The organism is Methanobrevibacter sp. (assembly GCF_017431965.1).
Taxonomy (GTDB): Archaea; Methanobacteriota; Methanobacteria; order Methanobacteriales; family Methanobacteriaceae; genus Methanocatella.
Window position 1 is genome coordinate 1 of record NZ_JAFRKB010000021.1, and the last position, 23,284, is coordinate 23,284.

26 protein-coding genes are annotated in these 23,284 nt (G+C 34.3%); 18 read left to right on the forward strand and 8 right to left on the reverse strand.

Features of this window, described 5'->3' with window-relative positions:
- Positions 1 to 1,177, reverse strand: a 1,177-nt coding sequence (locus IJI93_RS01955; protein ID WP_292819102.1) for a hypothetical protein, incomplete at its 3' end; no start/stop codon positions are given.
- 218 nt (positions 1,178 to 1,395) lie between these two features.
- On the opposite strand from IJI93_RS01955, the gene IJI93_RS01960 reads away from it, so the two are divergent.
- The 3 genes from IJI93_RS01960 to IJI93_RS01970 all read left to right on the forward strand — a co-directional run bounded on the left by IJI93_RS01960 (position 1,396) and on the right by IJI93_RS01970 (position 2,696).
- Positions 1,396 to 1,983, forward strand: coding sequence for a class I SAM-dependent methyltransferase (locus IJI93_RS01960; protein WP_292819105.1), 588 nt, complete (start codon positions 1,396 to 1,398; stop codon positions 1,981 to 1,983).
- 142 nt (positions 1,984 to 2,125) lie between these two features.
- Positions 2,126 to 2,479: a 2-C-methyl-D-erythritol 4-phosphate cytidylyltransferase gene (locus tag IJI93_RS01965; RefSeq protein WP_292819108.1), complete on the forward strand. Its 354-nt coding sequence runs from the start codon at positions 2,126 to 2,128 to the stop codon at positions 2,477 to 2,479.
- A 46-nt stretch (positions 2,480 to 2,525) separates the two neighbouring features.
- A complete protein-coding gene (locus IJI93_RS01970) occupies positions 2,526 to 2,696 on the forward strand; it encodes a 2-C-methyl-D-erythritol 4-phosphate cytidylyltransferase (protein ID WP_292819252.1) in 171 nt (56 codons plus the stop codon).
- 151 nt (positions 2,697 to 2,847) lie between these two features.
- On the opposite strand, the gene IJI93_RS01975 is transcribed toward IJI93_RS01970, so the two are convergent.
- Together IJI93_RS01975 and IJI93_RS01980 are read right to left on the reverse strand one after the other, a co-directional pair.
- Positions 2,848 to 3,372 carry a hypothetical protein gene (locus tag IJI93_RS01975; protein WP_292819111.1) on the reverse strand — a complete coding sequence of 175 codons (525 nt, stop codon included), beginning with the start codon at positions 3,370 to 3,372 and terminating at the stop codon, positions 2,848 to 2,850.
- Between the two features lie 155 nt (positions 3,373 to 3,527).
- Positions 3,528 to 4,892: an MATE family efflux transporter gene (locus tag IJI93_RS01980; protein ID WP_292819114.1), complete on the reverse strand. Its 1,365-nt coding sequence runs from the start codon at positions 4,890 to 4,892 to the stop codon at positions 3,528 to 3,530.
- Between the two features lie 43 nt (positions 4,893 to 4,935).
- Between IJI93_RS01980 and IJI93_RS01985 the strand changes: the two genes are divergently transcribed.
- Positions 4,936 to 5,262 (forward strand): hypothetical protein, encoded by a 327-nt coding sequence (locus tag IJI93_RS01985; protein ID WP_292819117.1) that lies wholly within the window; start codon positions 4,936 to 4,938, stop codon positions 5,260 to 5,262.
- Here the strand turns inward: IJI93_RS01985 and IJI93_RS01990 are convergent.
- On the reverse strand, positions 5,257 to 5,424 hold the full coding sequence (locus tag IJI93_RS01990) for a hypothetical protein (protein ID WP_292819120.1): 168 nt from the start codon (positions 5,422 to 5,424) through the stop codon (positions 5,257 to 5,259). The genes IJI93_RS01985 and IJI93_RS01990 overlap by 6 nt on opposite strands.
- Before the next feature lie 51 nt (positions 5,425 to 5,475).
- Between IJI93_RS01990 and IJI93_RS01995 the strand changes: the two genes are divergently transcribed.
- The 8 genes from IJI93_RS01995 to IJI93_RS02030 all read left to right on the forward strand — a co-directional run bounded on the left by IJI93_RS01995 (position 5,476) and on the right by IJI93_RS02030 (position 10,641).
- Complete coding sequence (locus IJI93_RS01995; RefSeq protein ID WP_292819123.1) at positions 5,476 to 5,733, forward strand: hypothetical protein; 258 nt, start codon at positions 5,476 to 5,478, stop codon at positions 5,731 to 5,733.
- Complete coding sequence (locus IJI93_RS02000) at positions 5,721 to 6,107, forward strand: hypothetical protein (protein WP_292819126.1); 387 nt, start codon at positions 5,721 to 5,723, stop codon at positions 6,105 to 6,107. The genes IJI93_RS01995 and IJI93_RS02000 overlap by 13 nt, the downstream gene beginning before the upstream one ends.
- A 12-nt stretch (positions 6,108 to 6,119) precedes the next feature.
- Entirely contained in the window at positions 6,120 to 6,446 is a 327-nt protein-coding gene (locus IJI93_RS02005) for a hypothetical protein (protein ID WP_292819129.1), read from the forward strand.
- Positions 6,447 to 6,580: 134 nt separating this feature from the next.
- The gene (locus IJI93_RS02010) at positions 6,581 to 7,696 is read left to right on the forward strand and encodes a low temperature requirement protein A (RefSeq protein WP_292819132.1); all 1,116 of its coding nucleotides are present in this window, start codon (positions 6,581 to 6,583) and stop codon (positions 7,694 to 7,696) included.
- Complete coding sequence (locus IJI93_RS02015) at positions 7,689 to 8,570, forward strand: SAP domain-containing protein (protein WP_292819135.1); 882 nt, start codon at positions 7,689 to 7,691, stop codon at positions 8,568 to 8,570. The genes IJI93_RS02010 and IJI93_RS02015 overlap by 8 nt, the downstream gene beginning before the upstream one ends.
- Before the next feature lie 3 nt (positions 8,571 to 8,573).
- Positions 8,574 to 9,167 (forward strand): DUF998 domain-containing protein, encoded by a 594-nt coding sequence (locus IJI93_RS02020; RefSeq protein WP_292819138.1) that lies wholly within the window; start codon positions 8,574 to 8,576, stop codon positions 9,165 to 9,167.
- Positions 9,168 to 9,220: 53 nt separating this feature from the next.
- On the forward strand, positions 9,221 to 10,345 hold the full coding sequence (locus IJI93_RS02025; protein WP_292819141.1) for an aldo/keto reductase: 1,125 nt from the start codon (positions 9,221 to 9,223) through the stop codon (positions 10,343 to 10,345).
- Between the two features lie 47 nt (positions 10,346 to 10,392).
- Positions 10,393 to 10,641 (forward strand): hypothetical protein, encoded by a 249-nt coding sequence (locus IJI93_RS02030; RefSeq protein ID WP_292819144.1) that lies wholly within the window; start codon positions 10,393 to 10,395, stop codon positions 10,639 to 10,641.
- A 60-nt stretch (positions 10,642 to 10,701) separates the two neighbouring features.
- On the opposite strand, the gene IJI93_RS02035 is transcribed toward IJI93_RS02030, so the two are convergent.
- Positions 10,702 to 11,376 (reverse strand): reductive dehalogenase domain-containing protein, encoded by a 675-nt coding sequence (locus IJI93_RS02035; RefSeq protein WP_292819147.1) that lies wholly within the window; start codon positions 11,374 to 11,376, stop codon positions 10,702 to 10,704.
- Between the two features lie 49 nt (positions 11,377 to 11,425).
- Between IJI93_RS02035 and argB the strand changes: the two genes are divergently transcribed.
- Positions 11,426 to 12,289: an acetylglutamate kinase gene (argB, locus tag IJI93_RS02040; RefSeq protein ID WP_292819150.1), complete on the forward strand. Its 864-nt coding sequence runs from the start codon at positions 11,426 to 11,428 to the stop codon at positions 12,287 to 12,289.
- Here the strand turns inward: argB and IJI93_RS02045 are convergent, their stop codons facing one another.
- Positions 12,290 to 12,943: an MmcQ/YjbR family DNA-binding protein gene (locus IJI93_RS02045; protein WP_292819153.1), complete on the reverse strand. Its 654-nt coding sequence runs from the start codon at positions 12,941 to 12,943 to the stop codon at positions 12,290 to 12,292. It lies immediately after the preceding gene.
- 119 nt (positions 12,944 to 13,062) lie between these two features.
- Between IJI93_RS02045 and IJI93_RS02050 the strand changes: the two genes are divergently transcribed.
- Positions 13,063 to 13,389 carry a TIGR04076 family protein gene (locus IJI93_RS02050; protein ID WP_292819156.1) on the forward strand — a complete coding sequence of 109 codons (327 nt, stop codon included), beginning with the start codon at positions 13,063 to 13,065 and terminating at the stop codon, positions 13,387 to 13,389.
- 73 nt (positions 13,390 to 13,462) lie between these two features.
- Entirely contained in the window at positions 13,463 to 13,930 is a 468-nt protein-coding gene (locus IJI93_RS02055) for a dCMP deaminase family protein (protein ID WP_292819159.1), read from the forward strand.
- Between the two features lie 68 nt (positions 13,931 to 13,998).
- On the opposite strand, the gene IJI93_RS02060 is transcribed toward IJI93_RS02055, so the two are convergent.
- Positions 13,999 to 15,471: a class I adenylate-forming enzyme family protein gene (locus IJI93_RS02060; protein ID WP_292819162.1), complete on the reverse strand. Its 1,473-nt coding sequence runs from the start codon at positions 15,469 to 15,471 to the stop codon at positions 13,999 to 14,001.
- The gene (aksF, locus tag IJI93_RS02065; RefSeq protein WP_292819165.1) at positions 15,472 to 16,461 is read right to left on the reverse strand and encodes a homoisocitrate dehydrogenase; all 990 of its coding nucleotides are present in this window, start codon (positions 16,459 to 16,461) and stop codon (positions 15,472 to 15,474) included. It abuts the gene before it with no gap.
- A gap of 175 nt (positions 16,462 to 16,636) precedes the next feature.
- Here aksF and IJI93_RS02070 point away from each other — a divergent pair, with 175 nt between their 5' ends.
- The 3 genes from IJI93_RS02070 to IJI93_RS02080 all read left to right on the forward strand — a co-directional run bounded on the left by IJI93_RS02070 (position 16,637) and on the right by IJI93_RS02080 (position 23,179).
- Entirely contained in the window at positions 16,637 to 17,101 is a 465-nt protein-coding gene (locus IJI93_RS02070) for a HEAT repeat domain-containing protein (RefSeq protein ID WP_292819168.1), read from the forward strand.
- Positions 17,102 to 17,422: 321 nt separating this feature from the next.
- On the forward strand, positions 17,423 to 20,932 hold the full coding sequence (locus tag IJI93_RS02075) for an Ig-like domain-containing protein (protein WP_292819171.1): 3,510 nt from the start codon (positions 17,423 to 17,425) through the stop codon (positions 20,930 to 20,932).
- Between the two features lie 159 nt (positions 20,933 to 21,091).
- Positions 21,092 to 23,179, forward strand: coding sequence for a pectate lyase-like adhesive domain-containing protein (locus tag IJI93_RS02080; protein ID WP_292819173.1), 2,088 nt, complete (start codon positions 21,092 to 21,094; stop codon positions 23,177 to 23,179).
- The last annotated feature ends 105 nt before the right edge of the window (positions 23,180 to 23,284 follow it).

A 23,284-nucleotide genomic window follows, 5' to 3' on the forward strand; every position in this document is an offset into this window, starting at 1 on the left:
AATTTTGCATTTGGAAGTCTAAAAATGTCAGAATTCCATTTTTAGTTTTGTATAATTTCTTTATTATTTCGGGATTGGTTTGTCTGTAGTAATTTTCGACTTTATTGGATGTTTTTTCTATATTTTCATCATCTATGTGTTTTACGTATCTGTGAAAGTGTCTAATGATGTGTTTTCCTATGAAATCTTTTAATACAACTGGAATGGCTCTGTAATTCTTTATATATTGTTTAAATTGCTCGATTGCTTCTTGTTTTGAATTTTGTCTGAAGCAATTTTTTAATTCTTGTGCATTTTCGTAAATATAGTCTTTTGCTTTTCCATTAATCTTGTTTCGTCTACAGTATACTTTTAATTTGTGATTGATTGCTTGAAATAGATGAAATGTGCATAATTGATGTTTTACTCCTATCTCATCTGCTACATTACGATACATTGGGAATAAATCTGTTGTTAAGCAAATAAATGGTTTATTTGCCGTTGAATCTAGGATAAATTTTTTCGTGTTTTTAGGTATTCTGCGACGTACGATTCGTTCTGAGACTGGAACATTAAGTATGGCATCATATAAAGTTAATCTATAGTGTCTGACTCCATTAAGTCTTAAAAATTGCTCATCGTATAAATAGTAGCCAGAATATTCGAATTCTTCGTTGTGTATGGTTTCTTCGTGATTTTTGTTGGACCAATTTCGGATTGTTTGGTGAGGTATTCGAATTCCAAGAAATATTTGGAAGTATTTGCTTATTTTACGTAGTGATTGGTATCCAATTTTCATTATTTCAGGGATTTTATCAATTATTTCTTGTAAATAGTGTTTGTTGTTTTTTATTAGTGGATTGTTGCTTATTCCGAATTTTTTGTTGCATTTTTTGCATTGATATTGCTGTTCTCTGAATTCTGTGATGTTTCCATTGATATTTTGTTTATTTTTTGTTATTGTGCCTTTTTTGATTATTTTGTGGCTTCCACAAACTGGGCAAATTGGATTATCATATTTAAAGGTGTTGTTTTCATCTAAAAGTAGTTTTTGACTTGAATTTTCAATTTTTGGGTTTTTATTGAGTCTTTCTGAAATGATTTTTTCATGATCAATTTTTTCCTCAGAAAAATCAAAAAGTTTAAGTTGTATGAAGTCTATATTACTATTGAGGACAAGTTTGTTTTGTTTGGTCATAAAATATTATTTGTCCTCACTTATTTAAGTAATTTACTATTTTTTAACTATTTATTTTGAAATTAACGGAAAATTAGAACGAATTTTCATCGAAGTGAAATTTCAAGTGTAAAAAATTAAATTTGAAAGAAGCCTATAAAATTTTACAGACTCTTTTTTTTTTAAAATTTTAAATAGTATTTTTTAAAGAGTGTTATTTAGAAATATTGGTGATGTATATGGGACATAAGCATCATGGAAAATCAAGTGCAAAATTTTTAGATTCTAATGAAATCTTAAGCGAATTAAGTTTTAAAGGTAACGAGACTTTTATGGATGCAGGTTGCGGGGATGGATATATTTCCATTAAGGCAATTGAAGAATTTCTTCCTGAGGGTGTTGTTTATGCAGTGGATATTCATGATGAGTCTATGGAAGGCTTAAAGGAATATAAAAATGAGAATAACGTTGAAAACTTAATTAATGTTGTAGCGGATATTACTGAAGGCATTCCTGAGGTCGAAGATTCGTCTGTTGACGTTATATTGATGGTTAATGTGTTCCATGGATTCAAATCATCTCAAAATGAGGATGTTGTTGTTGAAGAACTTAAAAGATTAATCAGGGATGACGGTAAAATTGCAATCGTTGATTTTAACCCAATTGAGATTCCGCATGGACCTCCTGTGGATATTAAAATTTCTCCAGAGAGATTGGAAGAATTATTTGCTAAACATAATCTTAAAAGGATTTATTTAAATGAGGAATTGGGTGCGGATTATCCTAACGGCAAATCTCACTATATGATAATGTTTATAAATGAGTAATTCAGATGATTTTTGCAGCTATTTTGGCAGGTGGAATCGGATCAAGTAGGGGGCACAGATAATCCTAAACAATTTTTGAATTTGGGCAACAAACCTGTTATAGTCCATACAATTGAAAAATTTGCAATTAACAAGAATATCGATGAAATCTTGTTTTGACACCAAAAATTTTATCAACCATACTATTTATCTAATCGATGAACATATTCCGAATTCAGACAATGTTGTTGTAATAAAAGGAGCTCAAACCAGAAACGATACTATAATGAACAGCATTTCATACATCGATGAAAATTTTGGAATCGATAATGATTATATAATACTTACACACGATTCTGTGCGCCCATTTGTAACTCATAGAATTATTGAAGATAAAATCAATGCTGCAATAAAATATGGGGCATGTGATACCGTTGTTCCGGCTACGGACACCATTGTTGAAAGTATTAATGGTGAGACTATAGGAAGTATCCCTGTGGGGGATTATTATTGCTAAGACCAAACGCCACAGAGCTTCAATATAAAGGAAACTTTTTAACTTAATCAATAGTTTAACAGAAGAAGAAAGTAATATGCTTACAGATGCATGCAAAATCTTCACACTTAAGGATGAAGATGTACATTTAGTCGATGGTGAAGTGACAAATATTAAAATTACATGCCATTATGATTTAAAATTAGCAAATGCAATACTTGGGGATATTCGTGATTAATATTGTTTACAGATTAAAGCTCCAAAGTTTTTTGAAGAGTCAATTGATGAAATCGAGTTTTGTGAAATAAATTCTTTGGATGACTTAAAAGAGGCTTTGACAGGGACCCCATCTCTAAATTTGGAAAACCATTTAAAATGGAATAAATAGTTTAGGATATTCTGTTCATTATCCTAAAATATTCTTTTCTATAGTAATTTCTCTCTTTTGGGTTGCACATCATTGGAAGAAGAGACAGTGCAAATATATCATCCCCATTAAGCAAATCCCCATTTTTTATTTTATCTTTAATTACATTGAGAACCAGTTTACAGGGGTCTTCCTGGATGCAAGCTAGTTTGATGGTAAAATCTGCTTCTGATTTGATTTCACACTCTTTTACACATACATTCACATCATTTGTGCAGATTATATAAATCGAAACGTGCCTTTGATTTTTTTTGTATAATGCTTCTGCCAGCTCAACATACTTTACAAGTTCATCTTCATTGAAATCATCCATCTGAAATTCCAGATCAATAAAATCCCCATCTTCAGTTGTAAAAATATCTCCTCCTGGGTAAATATCTTCATCAACTTCTCTAATATTTTCTGGTGTAGCACATTTTATTGCTCTTGTGTCATTAAATGTCTCTCGTATAACTTTTGTTCTTATATTGAAATCTTTTTCATTCATATTTTTAGCCTGTATTATTTTTGTAATACTTATATATGAATTAAAGAGTTATAAATTAGTATGTTATTTTTTAAAGCAATTTCATTAGGTTAAATTAATATTGTGGTGTTTAAATAATTTTTAATTATAAAAAAAAGTTTAAGAGTGTTTAACTCTTAATTTCCAAATCTGGTCCTTATCCTTTTAATTTCGTATCTGGCAAATACATAGTTAATAACACTTGCTATGGCTCTTCCGATACATAAACCGAGCCAGATGCCCACTAAATTTAAGTTTAATACAAATACAAACACTAACATCAATGGAACTACAAAGATGATTTCCCTTAATATTGTAAACATCAGACTGTATGTTCCTTTTCCGATGCCCTGATAGAAAAAGCTTGACGGAAGTCCGATACCTGTTAAAATTAAAGCAGGACATGCAATTCGAAGATACTCGGCAATTCCAGGAACCAAATTGGCAGTTTCGGGAGTATATGCGAAAATTGTAGCCAGAGGAGTAGCAAATATTACTAATATTAAAGTCAGAACGGTTCCTAATGCCAAACCGGATTTTGCTCCGTATTTGTGTGTTCTTGAGAGGTAATCTCCATTTTTAGCACCAAATGCACTTCCGGATACTGCAATAACAGCAGAACCGATAGCTGTAAGGGGCATTATGGCAAATAGGTATAATCTCTGACCGGTTGTGAAGGTTGCAATTCCATAGTCTCCTCCAACCTGCGAAATCAAAATAAGATATATTGACATTGCAATTGCCATGATTAACATATCCAGTGCGGATGGAATACCCACTTTAAGGATGTCTTTTGTCAGCTTTGAGTTGAACTTGAAGTTTTTAAGGCTGACATTAACGTAGGTGTCCTTTTTAATTAAAATCCAGTATAGCATTATTATGGCGGCGATAGCTGAGCTTACAATTGTTGCAAGGGATGCTCCTGCTGAACCGAAACCCATGACATAAATGAATATCGGATCAAGTGACGCATTTAAAATCACGGTTGCAACAACGACATACATTGCCCTTTTCATATCTCCTTCACCACGAAGAATGCCGCTGCAACCATTTGAATACATAAATGCAATCAAACCTAAAAACAGTGGTGTTGCATAAGCCACAGCTTCTTTTAGAGTTTGCCCTGTTGCTCCATAGCTTCTAAGCAGTGGCTCTTGTATTATGATGAATATTATTGTAAGAATGATTGAAGCAATCAAAAAGATAAACAGTGATTGTGTTGCAGATTTATTTGCCATTTCATGATTTTTTGCCCCTATAAATCTTGAAATGCTGCTTGTTGCACCGTTTCCAAGCCCTACACTCGCTCCATTCAATACCATAAATATTGGTGTTACAAATCCAATTCCTGCAATAGCTGTCGGTCCTAGCCCAGCTACCCATATTCCATCAACGATGTTATACATTGCAGTCAGAATCATCGAAATCATGATTGGGATAGCTAATTTTTTAACAGCATTTTCAGGTTCTCCCCTCATTAACTCCACATTTTTATTAGCCATAATATTAATATTGGTTAATCTGATATTTATTAATGGTGATTATGTGGATTATGGGTCAATTATTAAAGAGAAATTCCCAAATTATGATGTTGAAGTGATTACTCCAGATGTTTTTGAACTTGAAATGCTGTTGGAATATATCACCGATGATATAATTGTGTATAAGCCTTTTTCAGTCATGGTGTACAGGCACATGATTAGATTCATGATGAATGTGGGCAAAAGAGGTAAAATCTACTATCTGGATGGCTTTTCAGATGAGGATTTAAAGATAATTCATGCCGGTTTGTTGAAATTCACATGGAAAAGGGATGTTAAAATAAACCTGTTTAAGAATGCAAATCCCGATAAGGATGTTTTGGGCCTATAATTGGAAGAACTCATCACAATACTCACAATAGTAATTATAATCACTTTCACAACAGTTGCCTATGATTATTTCTCTATTCAATGATTCAATAGCCAGTTCGTCAGTTGGTTCGCCGTGAAATACTTTTTTCAATAACCTTTTGCATTTTGGACAGGTTTGCATATTATCTAATTTTATTAACTATGAATTTTAAATATTAGTGTAGGTGTAAATATGCTAATCAATGTTGGTGCCGAATTTGGCAATAATTTAGAGACTAGTGAAATTGCAGTGGAATTAATTGATATTTTAAATAAAATCGATGGTGATGATTTCATTCTGGATTTTAAGGAAGTATTTTATATAACCATGAATTTTGCTCAAGCTTACTATAATGCTAAAAATGAATCTCCAAAAAAGATATCAGAAATCAATATTGGTGATGAAATCCGTGTTGTGATGGGTGCTGCTGATGAGGCATGCAATCCATAATAATATTTCTTATACAATTGCGTGAAAAAGGTCATGGTGGAGCAATTTTTGTTGATAAATTCAGCTCAAATATCAAGCATCAGACATTCAGGGATAATGAAGCATCTTCAAAATCAAGCGATGGAGGTGCAATATATATCAATTCTGCATGTACTGTTTCATTTGAACAATGTGCCTTTATAAGTAATCACTGCGGTGATGAGGGTGGAGCAATCTATCTGGATTCTAAAGACTCCAAATTGACTTTGCTCAACAATATCTTCATAGGAAATGATGCGGATAGTGAAGGCCAAACTGTATATAACTGCGGTCGTTATCCAAAAGTCAACAATAACTTTTGGGGTGGAATCAATCCGACCTCAAACAATGATTAGTTAATTGAGTGGATGCCGTTGTTTATACCAAACTATCATGAAGTTGACTCCAATCCTTTAAAATTAAAATTGGATGTTTATGTTGATTATAATGGGAGCAAACCTATTATAGTGGAGGATGTGGCTTTCTATCTTAATAACGGAAATCTTTTTGATGGTGAGCTTTATGATATGGACTTCCTTTCATTTGTCATTATGCCTAATTTGAATGTTTTAATTCAGGAAAAAACTTTAAATGAATTATATGCCGAATTTATGCCTCTAACTGATGGCAAATTAATTGTAATGGCTAAATTCTATGATTTCTATACATTTAAGGAAATTGAAATTAACACATAGGCCAAGGTAGCCAGCTTCACATTTGATAGAACGCATAAAATGCTTCTATCCATTTATTTTTGTTGTCATAACCAACATTTTTAAAAATAATTTAAAATAAATAATTCTATATAGGCTGTTTGTTGGTAATTGAAATGGAAGTAAAGGTAAAACCTGTTGAACTAATAGAATTATTTTACGATTTGATTTTTGTATATGCGATATCCAAATTGACAGCTCTGATTTCGGAGCCAATTGGTGGAATTGTTCCTCCGTATAATTTTTTCGCATATTTAATCACTTCCTTTGTAATATTGCAGGCTTGGCTTTACTTTACAAACTATGTCAATAGGTATGGTGAGTGGAAGTGGTATGACTATATGCTTGCCTGCGTAAACATGATTGCTGTAATTTACATGGCAAATACGATTTCTCATGATTGGGCATCAATGGCTTTCCCGTTTGATCTTGCGATGCTGATTTTGCTTTTGACGGTTGTTGTGCTATATTCAATTCAGGCTTACAGGGAAAAATCAATGGCAGGTGCGGCAGGTAATTCCATTACAATTCTAGCAGTCGTTTGTACAATTTATGTAATAGCTTTATTGTCAATATTTTTCAATATGTCCCAATATGTAATTTGGATTAATGTGGTGGCTGTTTTGACAGGTGCATTTCTACCATTTTTCATCAGAGGCAAGTTTGATGAAAGCATTATCAGTTTTCCGCATCTTGTTGAACGCTTTGAACTGTTGACAATCATCACTTTCGGTGAAGCTATTGTTGGACTGACACATTTCTTTGATACATCCAACTTTAATTTTGTTCCGATTTTGGTATTTCTCATTGTTCTGACAATGTTTGGGTCATATGTAATTCAAATACACAGGTTGATGCAGCATCACAGGGTCGATAGATCTTTAAGATTAATGTTTAGCCATTATTTCATTGTAATAAGCATTAATTTGGTAACCGTTGCTTTAGAGTTGATTCACAGTGGAGAGGTGAATCCTGCATTTTCAAGCGGATTGATGATTGCATCATTGATTGTTTTCTATCTGTCAATCATGGCAAATAAGCAATATTATAGGCAAAATATTAAATTAACTAAAAAAGATATTATACTAATGTCAATGGCTACAATTATAGGAATAGCTATAATGTTGATGTTCATTTCAAATTTATATGCTTTCCTGATTGGAAGCTTATGTATAACATTTGGTAACTTTGAAGTATTGTTAACCAAGTATAAAGGGTGTTTAAGTGAGTGAACAAAAATTAGAAGTGTTTAATGTTTTAAATTTTTTAAACAGTGGTTATGAACTTGAAGATATTCTAAACGAGGGTAATTTCGGAACTTTTGAATCCGGACAGGATTGTATAGATTATTTAGTCGCTGAAGGTTACCTTGAAGGTGAAGGGGGAGCCTTGACCGCAGAGGAAATATCCAAAAAGTATAAAGTCGCTGATTTAAAAGAGCTCTTAAAAGAAAACGGCCTGAAGGTTTCCGGTAAAAAACAGGAACTTGTTGAAAGGATAATGCCGGTTTTAAATGAGGGTTCACTTTCTGGAGATTATGAATTAACTGACAAAGCAAAGGAATTTTTGGCTGAAAATGAATGGATAGACCTGTACATGTTTGCACTTGTTGCATTCAGGTTTGAAGATTATGAAAATTATGTAAAAGAGGCCGGTAACGGTTCAATTCAAACAGCACATAAGTTCTGTGATGAAATATTGTCCTATGCACTGATGAACAATCAGTTTTTGATATTCATCGACGCGTTATCCGCAAAAGCTCATGTTTATGCATATGATGGTGATTATGAATCATTCTTGGATTATGATTTGCAGCGTTATATTTTAGGTTTAAATCCGATAATGTTGGATTCCCAAAGCTATGCCAAATATGACATTGTTAATTATGCAAATATAATCAACTTGAAAAATGTTACAGAAAAATTGGACTTTGGAAGCTTAAAGAAAAGATTTGACAGGATTTGGGCCAAATCACATATTAAAAATATTACTGTACCTAAAAAGACCTGCTATAAGATTTTACAAAAGGCAATGGCCGGTGCAGATATTGAAGAAATTAACTTTGATTTAAGGGAAAAGTACTTTGATAAAAAATTTGGAATTTAGATTATGAGAAATAAAGTTGCTGGGACTGTTTTAATTGCGGGTAGCCTGTACTATTTGTTAGCCGAAGCCATTTCCGCAACTTTTTTTAAAGCTTTTTTAATGAATACATATATTTTCCATACCATTTCAGAGCTCGGGATTCCAAACGGCAATTCGCCACTGTTCTGGATGATGAATTCCGGATTTATTTTAATAGGCATAACTTTGTTATTCGGCTCTTTTTATAAATTTAAAGATTATATTGTTAAAACTAAACTCATTTTTTATATTTTCACGGTAATTACTTCATTAGGCGTCATTATCGTCGGTTTGATACATGGTGGAAATCCACTAACATCAGGTTATCACACGTTGGGTGCGGTAATGGCGATTTTGGGTGGAAACATTCTGTTGGTTTTAATTTCAAGATCCATGGCCAAATTTGAAAAATATCAGTTAATCACTTTAATTTTAGGCATCGTCGGTTTAATCGCATTTTGGGTGTTGTTTTTCAATATGGGAAGCATTTACATGCCGGTTTTTGAAAGATTGTCTGTTTATACTTTAATTTTATGGTGTTTTTTAACCGGAATATTTGTTGTAAATAGCAACATTTAAATATTTTTCTCAATAAATTTTAATTCAATTATTATTGGAGAGGAGACTTAATAATGGCAGATGATGTAATGTTTGGTTTTGGAGCGATGAGGCTGGATTTGGTCGATGAAAACGACCAAAGTTCAGTTGATAAAAGTAATTATCAGGAAATGATTGACTATTATATGAGTCAGGGTTTCAACTACTTTGATACTTCATATGCATATCATGACGGTTCTTCAGAAATTGGACTTAGGGAATACTTGGTAAAAAAATATCCGAGAGATTCATTTAAAATAGCTGATAAGATGCCGACCTGGTTGCTTTTAAGTGAAGAGGATAATCAGAAATATGTTGATGAGATGCTTGAAAGATTGGGTGTCGAGTACTTCGATGTGTTTCTGATTCACAATATCAATGAAGCGTTTTTGGCAATTGCAGAGAAATGCAATACATTCGAGTATATCAAAAAGATGAAGGAAGATGGTATTGCCCGTGAAATCGGTATCAGTTATCATGACAGGGCCGATCTGCTAGAAAAAATTCTTGAAAAATATGGTGATATGCTGGATGTTGTTCAATTGCAACTTAATTATCTAGATTGGGAAAGCCAACTTACTGAATCAAGAAAGTGCTATGAGGTATGCGAAAAATATGGCGTTGATGTAATTGTTATGGAACCTATTAAAGGAGGAACATTATTTAATTTGCCGGATAATATTAAAGAGGAATTCGAGACATTCAATCCTAATATGAGTTTGGTTGAGTGGGCGCTTCGTTTTGCGGCTACTCCAAAGAATGTAAAAGTCATTTTAAGCGGTATGGGAAATATTGACCAAATGAAGGAAAACTGTGAAATTTTCAAACCATTCAATCCATTAAACGATGAAGAGATTGAATTTGCATTGGCTATGGCTGAAAAAATCAAGGAACTGATTGCAATTCCATGTAGCTATTGCGGATATTGTCTTAAGGAGTGTCCTGAAGGAATTCCAATTCCAGATTATTTTGAGTTGTACAACAGTGAAAAAATGTATTCTTTGCCTTCATTATATGCAATTTATGGAACCACAGCTGCAGTCAATGCCCCTGCATCCGCATGCACTTACTGTGAATCCTGTGTGGAAATCTGCACTCAAAAACTAGAAATTCCAGACTTGCTGGAAGATGTTGCAGATTTATTCGAATCTATGATGTAGCAAAGTATAAATAGTATCTGGGTTAATTACCTTTAAAGGTGATAAAAATGACAAACCTTGATAAATCTGTTGAAGAAGAAATCTTAGCTATTGTAGAAAAATACCAAAAAGAAAACACAAAACTTCTAAACTACCTCATAACTGATGATGAGATTACCTTTTTCTCACCGATAGCTAACGGTAGTGAAATAACTGCAAGTGATTTGCAGAAAGTTGCAGATATTTTGGATGGTTCATTCGAAGGAATGGAAATTGTAAACCAGGAATACAGGTTTAAATTTAAAATGGGTATTTAATTACTCATTTTTTCTATTTTTTTTAATAAAATTGATTTTTATTGTGTGAAATTTATTGTTTTAAATCTTTTCTTGATTAATATACTCTTGTGTGAGCTTACATTCGCACATGCACTTTGTACATCCTAATCCATTTTTGTATTGGTCAATGATATACTCGCTGCAGGCTTCAATATCAATTATGTCTTTTCTGTTAAGTCTGTCATTCCACTTTTGGGGATTGATTGCACCTACTGGACAGGCATTCTGACAATTCTCACAGTCATCACACTGGGAATCTGTAATTGGAGTTCCGAGCTCAAGGGGCATATCAGTCAATATTGCTCCAAGCACAACTGCAGAGCCGTATTCAGGTGTTACAAACAATGCAGACCGTCCAATCCAACCGAGACCTGATTTGGTAGCTATTGTCTTGTAGGGCAATATGCTCAATAGCTTTTCCATATCACATTCATTCCTTTGCATCGTAAGGGCAAATGCATTATAACCTTTGGATTTGATAAACTTTTCTCCTTTAAGTGCTATTTTTGTCAATTCAGCGATTCTAGTGTGAAAACTTTTCCAATATTCTGGATAATTCTCATTTTCAACTAATTGTATTGTCTCTTTAGGCAATTTTAAAACAAGACTGATTCCATTAGGCAAATCAACAAACTCGCTAGCTAAACCGTTAACATCAGCATAACCGACTTTGCTAACGCCAAGCCCAAGAAGATATTTTTCAAGTTCATCCATATGCTTACTTTTATAAATGATTAAATAAAATATTTATTGTAGTGATTAGATGAAAGATATAGATGTTTTAATTGAAGCTTTACCTTATATCAAGAAGTTTCATAATGAAAAAATATTAATTAAATATGGCGGTCATGCCATGGTGGATGATGAGGCAAAGTCATCTACAGCTCGTGATACTGTTTTACTCAAATATGTAGGTATGAAACCTATCATTGTTCATGGTGGAGGTCCTGAAATATCCAGATCAATGGATAAATTAGGAAAAGAACCTAAATTTATCAAGGGGCTTCGTGTAACCGATGAGGAAACCATGGAAATAATTGAAATGGTGCTCGTTGGAAAAATATCAACCGATATAGTATCTGAAATTATTAAACATGATGGTGATGCAATAAGCTTATCCGGAAAAGATTCAAGTTTAATATTCGCCCATAAAAAGGAAGCGAAAAAAATCGATGAGGAAGTTGTTGACTTAGGTTTGGTCGGTGAAGTTGATTGCATTAATACTGATTTATTGGATATGTTTATAGAAAATGATTATATTCCGGTCATTTCTCCAGTAGGTATTTCAGAAGATGGAACCAGTCTGAATTTAAATGCGGATACTGCAGCAGGAGAAGTTGCAAGCGCTATGGGTGCTGAAAAGTTAATCATTTTGACTGATGTTCCGGGCGTTTTAAGAGACCCTTCAGATCCTGATTCCCTGATTCAAAAAATTAGAGTCGAGGAGGTTCCAGGTTTAATTGAGGAAGGTATTATTTCCGGTGGAATGATTCCAAAAATAGAAACCTGTGTCAAAGCCATTGAAGATGGTGTTAAGTCCTGTCACATTATCGATGGGCGCAAAAAACACTCCTTGCTTTTGGAAATCTTTACTACTGATGGCATCGGAACCATGATTTATAAATAATCAGGATGAGATTAAGCTGTAGCTATTGTCAACTAGCTTGAACAATTCATCATCACTGATTCTATCATCTAGAGGAACGGTTATCCAGTGCTTCTTGTTCATGTGATAACCTTCCAAAATTGACTCCCCATCAACAACGTTAGAAACGTTGTCATGTTTTAAAACGACTATTTCAATTTCTCCTTCTCCTTCAATACCTATTTTTGATTTTTCAAGCACTACAAGAAGGGCAAACCATTTGTTGTTATTATTGTTTCTATAGATTGCATCCTTTGGAAATTTCTCCCACAAGAACTCCAAATTGGATTTGTATTTATTTTCAACAGTTTCCATTAATCTTTTGGATTGGGAAAATTTAAAAACATCAGACCGGGTGCATTTGTCAATGATGTCATCAATTATGCTTTCATATTCTACTTTTAATTCTGCTGCAAACCTGCCGATTGCTGTTTTTACATCAACTAAAACATAATCTTCATTCAATTCCAGGTCTATTACTCTAGCTGTTAAGGCATCATTCTCATATGATATCACTGCTTTAAAATTGGGGTTAGTAAGGAGTTTTTCATAAACATAATCCTGATTGAAACCATAAGCAGTTAGCTTATCCTTGATTATAACCCTATTTTCAACTAAACTGGATAAATCTCTCATGGAATAATATTTTAAAATTAAAATATTTAAGGATTATATTTAACTTAAATTTATTTTCCGGCAGAAATATTGCTCAGGTTAAAAAATATTAATAGGGTTTCAATATAAAATATTAAATTATGAAAAAAGTAAAAATCACAATCCTAAAGACAACTTTACAAGATGACATTGCAAAGGAATATGGTGTGGAAGGTTTGTCGACATGCCCATTGATGAATGAAGGTGAAGTTTACTATGCAGATTATGCAAAACCAGATGGATTTTGTGATGAAGCCTGGAAAGCGATTTATCAGTATGTTTTTGCCTTAGCTCATGGTGCGGATGAAGTTTGGTATTATCAGGATTGGATTAAAACTCCAGGTGTTGCAATCGTATCATGTAATGACGGTTTAAGGCCTGTGATTATGAAGTTGGAGTCAACGGACATTGAATCTAAGATAGATTGAATTCATTTTTTTTAAAAGAATTGTAAGATTTAGTTTAATTCTTAAAAAGTCAGTGTTAATGAAGGGAGATAATATGGCAGATGGAGAGTCAATAATTGAAAATAATGCAAATCGTATGAGTAAGAATGAGTATTATACTGCAATTGCCCTTGCAGTATCAAAAAGAAGCACTTGCTTAAAAAGACGCTATGGTGCAGTAATAGTTAATAATGATGAAATAATAAGTACCGGTTATAATGGAAATCCTAGAGGGGAGGAAAACTGTTGTGATAGAGGGGACTGTCAAAGGATGAACCTTCCATCCAATTCAGGAAACTACAATGACTGTTTTTCAGTTCATGCCGAGCAAAATGCCATGATTAGTGCAAGCCGAAATGAGATGCTTGGGTCAACCATTTACCTTGCTGGAGAAAAGTATGATGATGGGGCTTGGGTGGAAATATTGGATGCAGAACCTTGTCCAATATGCTTTAGAATGATTAAAAACTCTGGAATTGATAGAATAGTCAGCAAAAAAGGGGTTTTAAACCTACGTGAGTAGGAACAATGCCTTGAATAGATTGAACGGGTTCCATTAAATAAATTAATTTAAATCGTTAATGTAATAAGTTAATCGTTTTTAAACATTTGACGCAATTCACGTCTAAGCAGTTTCCAACCGTTTACTCTTGGAAGTTCGTCCAAATCATAGATTTCACGCGGAACCTTATATCTTGAGAGGTTTTCACTTGCATATCTAATTAAACCATCAGCATCTTTTTCATTTTCCCAAACGACTGCAGCCACGGGAATTTCTCCTCTGTGACAGTCATTTACACTAAAGATGGCAATTTCTTTTACTGCAGGATATTTGATTAAGACCTCTTCAACTTCTGTTGGATAAATTTTCCATCCGCTCATTACTATCATGTCTTTTTTTCTGTCAGTAATGAATAAACGATTGTCCTCATCAAGGTATCCGATATCTCCTGTTAAAAACCAACCGTCATCAAGAAATGTTGCTTTTGTTTTTTCTTCATTTCCCCAATATCCTTTAGCTATTGCAGGACCTCTGAGTGCAATCTCGCCCTGTTCATATGGGGGCAAAATCTTGTTTGAATCATCTTCATCGACAATTTTCACTTCTGAAAAACAGACTGGGTGGCCAACACTTTCAAACCTGTCGGCTTCCCTGTAGTCTTCAGGTCTGATTACTGTCCCGGTTCCGATTACTATTGTTTCGGACAGTCCGTATGCATTGATGATTGGGATTCCATAAGTTTCGTGGAAATCCTTCCAGATTTTTTTATGCAGTGGCCCTCCACCGGAGATGATTTCGCGAACGGTCTTTAGCTGGTGTCTTTTATCCATTGTAGTTAGGGAATGTATTACTGGGGGCATTCCAGTCAGGACAGTAACCTCTTCGCTTTCACATAAATCCAAATATTCGTCTAAGTTAAACTGCTCTATTAAAATGTAATATGCTGCAGCTCTAAGGGCAGCAATGGACCATGAAAGGCCGACATGTGCCATCGGATAAATTCCCAAATACACATCATCCTGCTTAAGGGTCAACACGTCACATTCGTTGTGGATTGCGGTGAAGTAATTTCCGTGGGTAAGCATTGCCCCTTTTGGTTTGCCTGTTGTTCCTGAAGTGTATTGAAGTTGGCATAAGTCATCCCAATCGGTGTTTTCAGCAGGCAAAACATCGCAATCTTTAAATTGTGAGGTATTTTGCGGAACATATGTTTCAATGTCGATTATGTCTTTGGCATCATCATCGGTAATCATCAATTTCGCTTTTGAATCGCTTATAATATATTCAAGCTCTGCTGCAGTAAAAATTCTATTGGCTGGAATCGCTATTGCACCGATTCTCCATATTGCAAAAAGTGAAAACAGGTATTCTTCGGAATTGTTTAAATAAATCAAAACTCTGTCTCCTTTTTCAATTCCCAAATCCTTTAAATTTCTTCCGATTTCAGAGACTATAGATAATATTTCGCTGGAATTGAATTTGTTGCCTGTATTCGGATTATATAATACGTCTTTGTCCAGTCTTTTTGAATTTGCATCGAGAAATGTTGTAATGTTAAGCATTTATATTAACTCCTTTACAATAGCTTTTGTAACATCTATTGTGCTTGCATCTCCTCCCAAATCAGGAGTTCTTATTTTGCAATCTGCTATTACTTTTTCAACAGCATATTTAATGTCATTTGACAGTTCCCATTCGCCCAAATAATCAAGCATCATTGAAGCGGACAGTATCATGGAACATGGGTTTGCAATATGTTTTCCGGCAATGTCGGGCGCAGATCCGTGAACAGGTTCGAACAATCCGTTGTGGTCTCCGATATTTCCGGATGGGGCAAGGCCCAAACCGCCTACCAAACCGGCGCTTTCATCAGAGAGTATGTCTCCAAAAAGGTTGCTTGAGACTATAACGTCAAAGTTTTGTGGTTGGGTAATCAGATACATCGCCATTGCATCCACATAATAATCTTCAGCAGTAATCTGCGGATATTCCTTAGCTATTTTATAGAAACTTTCTTTAAACACACCATCAGTCTTTTTTAACACGTTGCTTTTGTGGACACATGTAACTTTGCTTTCGCCTCTTTTGATGCATAAGTTAAAAGCAGCCTTTGAAATCCTTTCGGAAGCCTTTCTTGTAATGTGGCGTTCTGCTATCATCTGATTTTCATCACCGTATTCCACCTGGGAATAAAGCCCTTCGGTGTTTTCGCGCACTATTACAAAATCAATATCGTTGCGAATGCAGTTGACGCCTTTGTATGATTTTATAGGTCTGATATTGGCGTAAACGTTAAGTTCTTTTCTTAAATTGATGATTGGGCTAGGCTGGCCTGGTGTGGATGTTGATGCTCCAAACAATACTGCATCGCTATCGTTAGCAATTTTTATTGTTTCTTCGGGCAGTGTCGTTCCGGTATTGTTGAAACACTCAAAACCTGCTTCTCCATATTTGAAACTAAATTCCAAATCCAGTTTATCGAGCAGATATTCGCAGGCATTCATTACTTCCTTACCTATTCCATCGCCACTTATTATTGCAATATTATACATTATTATTCACTTAATACAATTTGTTCGTATATTTATAATATTGATTTTATTCTATTTAATGGTAATCAGAAAAATTTTGTTCGTATACTATCGAAATATTTTTATAAAACAAAGTATAATATTATATTAATTACATATTTAGTAATAGATTTCTATATGATTTTGAGGGATTGAAATGGAAAGAAGTATCGATGAGTTAATTTTGTTATTAAACGACAAAGATGATTTTGTTGTTGAAGATGTTATGGGTGAATTGGAATTAAGAGCTGATGAAGCATTAGACCCTTTAATTGATGCTTTATCTAACAGAAAAAAACAAATCAGATTACATGCCGCTACTTTATTAGGGGGTATTGGCGATCCAAAAGCTATTCCTGCTTTAATTGAAACCTTAAAAGACAACAATAAACTAGTTAGAAGAGAAGCTTCAACTGCATTAAGTCGTATGGGTGAACCTGCAGTAGAACCTTTAATGGAAACTTTAAATGATGAGGATTGGAGAGTTAGAGGTGCAGCTGCCTGGTCTTTAGGTAACTTGAATGATGAAAGAGCTATTCCTGCCCTTGAAAAATTGCTTGATGATGAATCAGGTTATGTAAGACAAGGTGCACAAAGCGCAATAGCTTCTATTAAAAAATAAGATTCTTTTCTTATTTTTTCATTTCTCTATTTTATTATTTATCTTCTATTTTTTTGCAATTTTTGAGTTTTCTCACTAAACAATATTTTTTCATCTTTTTTTTATCAATGTGATATCAGCATATCATTTGAATATTGTTCAGTAATTTTTTTAAAAATGATATATTTTCTTTTAATTATTTTATAAAATAATATTTACATTCGATAAAATGAGCATATATAAATATATCTTTCAATAAAAATTAAAGCAAATAAGATTTTTTATACAAAATATCTTATTTGAACGTATAATCAATCAATTTTGTTTATTGAGGGGTAAATTATGAAATTTAAAAAGATTATGAAAGTAAGTCTTATATTGCTAGCAATCTTAACGGTTGGTACTGTAAGTGCATCTAGTGATATGGATATGCTATCACAAGATGCGATGGATTCTAATCCTGTTTCCAACAGTACAACTTATATTGGTGATGTGAATGTTACTGAAACCAATGCCGATTTTAGATTGGCCCCTGGCCCAGTTAATCCTAAAGATGGTGAATTAGGTGTGGCCTTGATTCTTCAGGATGAGAATTCCAAAGGTAACGTAACTGTAAGTAAACTAATCGATGATGATGGCTGGGAGGAAGTCAATTCAGTTGTTATAGATTATGATAATTATGAAAACATTAAAGATAACAGAGGCGATGGAGACGGTATTGGGTATTATCTCCCAGCAAATCTTTTAAACTTCGATGAAATTGATGACGGTCAAATTTTCCGTTTCACTTTTGAGGATGCTTATGGGTATTACATACAGAGTGACTTCAGATTGTCAAAGAGGGAAAATGGTAATATTATGTTTGAAACATTGGATGAATTCCCGTCTTTGGATGTTAATGAGCATATAGAATTAAATGATCCTGATGACCCAAATCCTATAGTTGCCCTTCTTGATATTCCTTGCGATGATGGGGGAACTATTTGTTATCCTGGTACTTTGTATGTGCATGTGATGAGGGGGGAGGATATTTATGAAATAAATATTCCTGAGACTGTAACTTCTTACAGTATGCCATGGGAAGTTAGATTAGAAGATTTAAACTATTTTGAAGGAATTGATGATGAAACATTTATTGAGTTTAGATTTTGGGTAAATGACGACATTGAAGAAGAGGGATCAGTAAGCGAAGAACGTTGTTTCTATAATCACGCTGATGAAGGATACATAGAATTGTTGCCATTAGGCGAAAATGACTTTGATGTTGAATTTTGGGGAGCTAATGTTGCCGACCACGGCATAGCTTTGGGAATTCCTGTACATCAGGATTCTTATATTGTTGACAATGTCGCTGTTTTTGCTATTGAAGTTGATTTCTGGGGTGACATCATTAGAACTGAATGGAACAAAGATGATGTTTCTATCGATGAGGAGATGGATGTTTACTACTGGAATACAACAGATTTAGGAATCGATGATAGAATGTGGGACATTGGAGGTAATGTTAACTGTGAAGTCACTGTTATCATAATGGATGAAGGTGATGAAACAGAGTATTATGCCCATGGTGAAGTCATTTTTACCAATAGTCCATATATCAGCTGCGGGGAACTTTCTCCTTTCACAGAATCAGAACCGGCAATCACTTTTTCATTCTTCCCGCCGGCTGATGATTTATTTACAATTTCCATTAGAAAAGATGGTGCTTTCTTTGCAGACAAAGCATTTAAAATATCTGAAATGGACCAGTATAAGGAAGATGAGGAGAACTATTTCTTGTATTTGGAGGATTTAGGAATTTCAGAACTTGGAGAATATGAGGTATCAGTTAAATTCACTAATTTGCCTAGAACAGACGAGGCAATATATACCAGCACATTTAATGTTGTTCCATTTGCAATTCGCACTTTCACAGATACTGAGCAAATCACAGACCCTGTATTCGCAATTGCTCTTCCTGAAAACAGTGTGGGAAATGTGATAATTAAGGTAAACGGAACACAGGTATTCGATGAAACTTTATCTGATATCGGTTACACTCCATTTTTCAGAGGAGATGGCTATTATATTAAGTTAAATGACTTAAATATAACTGAATCTGGCTATTATGATGTGGAAATGACTGTCAATGCAATGGACATTACAAGAACTGCCAATAATGAGATTTATGTTAATGTAACTGGAAATACATTTGAATTTAAAGATGCTATCTACATGTTGGAAGGATTTATGGACACATATCTTGGCACTCCAATTTCCGATAGTGAAATAATTTTATATCTTAACGGTAAAAAAGCAGCTACAGGAAGAATTTATTTTGAAGGAGTGTCCTTTGAATATGAGGAAGGTTATGCAGATATTTACGGATGCTTATTGCCAGGCCAATATCAGGCAAGGCTTGAAGTTGGTGGTGTGGCTGTTGCTGAAGATACATTTGAAATATTGGACAATTCCGGAAATATAGATGCCTACATCGATGAAGTTAATGGTGAATATTATCTTAACTTCAAGGCGCCATGGCCTAAATGCGGTCACCTTTGGGGATATACTTTAAACGTTTATGTTGATGCATATCATCCTGATGATATGTTATATAATGATACACCGGTTATTTCCCTTTGTGATGATGAATTTGAAAATTTATTAGATGAAGAATGGCATGCTTTGTATATAGGTGAACTCGAACAGGGTAATCATTTCATATTTGTTGAGTATTTCATAGAAAATGATGATATTTCTTTGGAAGATAAGGATTACTTTATAAGAATTTTTGATATTGTTAATAAGGTGCCTACTGATATTTCTGCTGTTTATGATGGTAGTGATGTTGTTGCTACTTTAACTAATGGTGCTACCGGTCAGGCAATTAAGAGCGCTAATGTAAGGTTTATCATTAATGATGTGAGATACACTGTTAAGAGTGATGCAAGCGGCAAGGCTAAATTTTCAACAGCAAGTTTGGATGCAGGAGCTTACACAGTCACTGTTTCTTATGAGGGCAACAGCAAGTATAGTCCTTCCAGTGCAAGTGTTGACATTGTCGTTAAGGCAGATTCTATACTTTCACTTGATTTCAATAACGGTGCTAGGGAACTTGTTGCTACTTTGACCAATGGCGCTACCGGTCAGGCTATCAAGAATGCTAATGTAAGGTTTGAGGTTAATGGCGTGAAATCCACTGTTAAGAGTGATGCTAACGGTCAGGCAAAAGTTTCAGTTGCAGACTTGGCATTAGGCACCTATGAGGCCACAGTCTATTATCTCGGTAACAGCAAATATGATCCATCCAATATTACTGTTGATTTCACCATAACTAAAATCATGACTAGTATTTCTATATATTATGATGAGTCAACTCAGGAATTGGTTGCTACATTAATCAACAGTGAAACCGGCCAGGCCATCAAAGGTGCTACAATTGTATTCAATTATAATGGTGTGAAAACTTCTGCAAAATCCGATAAGTTAGGTCAGGCAAGGTTATATATTGGTGAGCCTAGCGCTAATAATGCTAGCCTTTCATATGGTGGAAACAACAAATACTTCAAATCATATGCATCAATAAAGATTGTAGCTGATAAAATACCAACCGTTATTTCCAATTTCTATTGTAAAGAAACACAGGAAGTAGTGGCTACTTTAATCAACAGGGAAACCGGTCAGGCCATCAAAGGAGCAACTGTAGTGTTCAACTTCAATGGCGTGAAAACAGCTTTAAAAACTGATAAACTCGGCCAGGTTAAACTGTCAGTTGCAGATTTGATTCCAGATGAATACTATATAAGCAGCTCATACGGCGGAAACAGCAAATATGCCGGATCAGTTGCAAGAATAAGCTTCGTTAAAATATAAAGGAGAATTCCACTCTCTCCTTTAACTTTTTTTATTTTTTCAATTAATTTCAATTGAAATTTCTAATCTAAACATTGTTTTTTATCGAACTGTAATTAAATGAAATAATTTATATGTAAACTTTCCATAGATATATAGTAGTTAATAGAATTTTTTTCAATGGAGGAAAATGTTTTGCTAAACAAAAAAAGGATTTTGATTCTAACACTGATTCTTGCATTTTTGTTAACGATTTCAGGCGTTAGTGCAGTAGATGATGTTACAGATGATTCAGTTCGTCTTGAAAATCAAAATGATGACATAATCAGTGAGGCTAATGGTAATGTTTTAAAAGTAGCTCCAAAAACCTTCACTGATTTAAATAAAGCCATTAATGGAAACACTAATAAGGATATTTATCTGGAATATAATTATACATTTGATTCAAGTACCGATTCCAATTTTAAAGAGGGAATTACTATTAATCGGGCAGTAACTATTCATGGTAACGGTTACACAATTGATGGGAACAGCAATGCTGGTATTTTTAGAATATTAAATAGTGATGTGATATTGCAGGATATTATTTTTGCAAACGGCAAAAGAACCTATGATGGCGGTGCAATCTATGGATATTCTACCAGCATAAATTGTACTTTTGTGGATAACTCAGCACGTGATGGTGGCGCAATATACTTAGGTGATGCTGTCAACTGTACTTTCACAGGTAATTCGGCACGTGATGGGGGTGCTATCTATGAGGGGACTGCTGTCAACTGTATTTTTATTGATAACTATGCACACGAGGAAGGAGGTGCTATTTTATCATATACTGGCTCTTTTGTGAATTGTACTTTCGTTAATAACTCTGCCGAAATTGGTGGTGCTATATTGTCCTATGAGGGGTCTGTTGTGAATTGTACTTTTACAGGTAATTATGCAGAATATGGTGGTGGCGCTATTTATGGTGGCGCTAATGCTAGCAATTGTATTTTCACAGGTAACTCTGCAGTATATGGCGGTGCCTTGCATGAGGGCAATGCCTGCAAATGTACTTTCATAGGCAATTATGCGGAAAATTATGGCGGTGCTATTTATGGAGGTTCTGCTAAAGCTTGCATTTTCAATGAAAACACTGCAGGTATAGATGGGGACAATACTTACAGAACTAATATGTCCAAACCTGTTTTGAGCGTTTCTGATTTCGCATCATCATATAAATCAGGCGAGAAATTGACTGTTAATCTGACTGTTGATGAGATTCCAATATCAAACGCTACTGTTACAATTAGGGTTTACAAAAATAACGCTTTAGTTGGTACTTATTATTGCTTAAGTGGTGACGGATGGATTGTAAATCTGGATGTTGGAGATTATATTGCTGATTTTAGTGTTGAAAATCAGGAATGGGATGTTGATTCGGTTAATGCTACATTAAAAATCAATAAGGCAGACACTTATATTAATGCATCAGATGTTTCCATTGTTTATACTGGAGATGGTGAACTTGTCGCCTGTTTGATTAATGATGCTGCAGGCATCGGCATCGGAGGTGCCAATTTAAGATTTGCCATTAATGACGAAAAATACACAGTTAAAACCAATTCGGATGGTCAGGCAAAGCTTGATATTTCCACTTTAACTCCGGGCACTTACACTGCATCCGTTTCATATAATGGAAATTCTAAATATGGCCCTGCTAGCACAACCGTTAATATTGTTGTAAATAAGATTGAAACTAGCATTTCACTATACTATGACAATGCAGCCGGGGAATTGGTTGTCAATTTGATTAATGCTGAAACAGGAAACGGCATTACAGGAGCTAATGTAGTATTCACCATAAACGGTGTAAAAACAACAGTAAAAACCAAACAAGGCCAGGCAAAACTTTCAATCGGTGATGCAGATTCAAACAATTTCAATGCAGCTATATCCTATGGGGGAAACAGCAAATACCTCAAATCAACTGCATCAATAAAAATCGTTGAGGGCAAGATGCCGACTGTCATTTCCAATGCATATGACAGGCAAACCCAGGAAGTGGTGGCTACAGTAACCAACAACCAAACAGGCCAGGCCATTAAAGGCGCAAATGTAGTGTTCACAGTAAACGGCGTAAAAACAGCTATAAAAACCGATAAGTTTGGCCAGGCTAAAATTTCAGTTGCAGATTTGGATCTTGGCACATGGTCAATCAGCAGCTCCTATGGCGGAAACAGCAAATATGCAGGATCAACTGCATCTATAATGTTTGTCAAACCATAAAGGAGATTTTATTTCTCCTTTAAACTTTTTTTTTTAATTTAATAATCCTTTCTTAACATTTCCAAATAATCAGTAATACTTTTCATTGAATTTTTCACGAATTAG

Excerpts from the sequence above, each read along its gene's own strand:
- IJI93_RS02075 (WP_292819171.1), top strand. The coding sequence starts at position 17,423 with ATGAAATTTAAAAAGATTATGAAAGTAAGTCTTATATTGCTAGCAATC.
- IJI93_RS02070 (WP_292819168.1), top strand. The coding sequence starts at position 16,637 with ATGGAAAGAAGTATCGATGAGTTAATTTTGTTATTAAACGACAAAGAT.
- IJI93_RS02030 (WP_292819144.1), top strand. The coding sequence starts at position 10,393 with ATGACAAACCTTGATAAATCTGTTGAAGAAGAAATCTTAGCTATTGTA.
- argB (WP_292819150.1), top strand. The coding sequence starts at position 11,426 with ATGAAAGATATAGATGTTTTAATTGAAGCTTTACCTTATATCAAGAAG.
- IJI93_RS02035 (WP_292819147.1), bottom strand. The coding sequence starts at position 11,376 with ATGGATGAACTTGAAAAATATCTTCTTGGGCTTGGCGTTAGCAAAGTC.
- IJI93_RS01980 (WP_292819114.1), bottom strand. The coding sequence starts at position 4,892 with ATGGCTAATAAAAATGTGGAGTTAATGAGGGGAGAACCTGAAAATGCT.
- IJI93_RS02020 (WP_292819138.1), top strand. The coding sequence starts at position 8,574 with ATGAGAAATAAAGTTGCTGGGACTGTTTTAATTGCGGGTAGCCTGTAC.
- IJI93_RS02000 (WP_292819126.1), top strand. The coding sequence starts at position 5,721 with ATGCAATCCATAATAATATTTCTTATACAATTGCGTGAAAAAGGTCAT.
- IJI93_RS02080 (WP_292819173.1), top strand. The coding sequence starts at position 21,092 with ATGGAGGAAAATGTTTTGCTAAACAAAAAAAGGATTTTGATTCTAACA.
- IJI93_RS02010 (WP_292819132.1), top strand. The coding sequence starts at position 6,581 with ATGGAAGTAAAGGTAAAACCTGTTGAACTAATAGAATTATTTTACGAT.
- IJI93_RS01960 (WP_292819105.1), top strand. The coding sequence starts at position 1,396 with ATGGGACATAAGCATCATGGAAAATCAAGTGCAAAATTTTTAGATTCT.
- IJI93_RS02005 (WP_292819129.1), top strand. The coding sequence starts at position 6,120 with ATGCCGTTGTTTATACCAAACTATCATGAAGTTGACTCCAATCCTTTA.
- IJI93_RS01995 (WP_292819123.1), top strand. The coding sequence starts at position 5,476 with ATGCTAATCAATGTTGGTGCCGAATTTGGCAATAATTTAGAGACTAGT.
- IJI93_RS01965 (WP_292819108.1), top strand. The coding sequence starts at position 2,126 with ATGAAATCTTGTTTTGACACCAAAAATTTTATCAACCATACTATTTAT.
- IJI93_RS01975 (WP_292819111.1), bottom strand. The coding sequence starts at position 3,372 with ATGAATGAAAAAGATTTCAATATAAGAACAAAAGTTATACGAGAGACA.
- IJI93_RS02055 (WP_292819159.1), top strand. The coding sequence starts at position 13,463 with ATGGCAGATGGAGAGTCAATAATTGAAAATAATGCAAATCGTATGAGT.
- IJI93_RS02045 (WP_292819153.1), bottom strand. The coding sequence starts at position 12,943 with ATGAGAGATTTATCCAGTTTAGTTGAAAATAGGGTTATAATCAAGGAT.
- IJI93_RS02025 (WP_292819141.1), top strand. The coding sequence starts at position 9,221 with ATGGCAGATGATGTAATGTTTGGTTTTGGAGCGATGAGGCTGGATTTG.
- IJI93_RS02060 (WP_292819162.1), bottom strand. The coding sequence starts at position 15,471 with ATGCTTAACATTACAACATTTCTCGATGCAAATTCAAAAAGACTGGAC.
- aksF (WP_292819165.1), bottom strand. The coding sequence starts at position 16,461 with ATGTATAATATTGCAATAATAAGTGGCGATGGAATAGGTAAGGAAGTA.
- IJI93_RS01990 (WP_292819120.1), bottom strand. The coding sequence starts at position 5,424 with ATGCAAACCTGTCCAAAATGCAAAAGGTTATTGAAAAAAGTATTTCAC.
- IJI93_RS02050 (WP_292819156.1), top strand. The coding sequence starts at position 13,063 with ATGAAAAAAGTAAAAATCACAATCCTAAAGACAACTTTACAAGATGAC.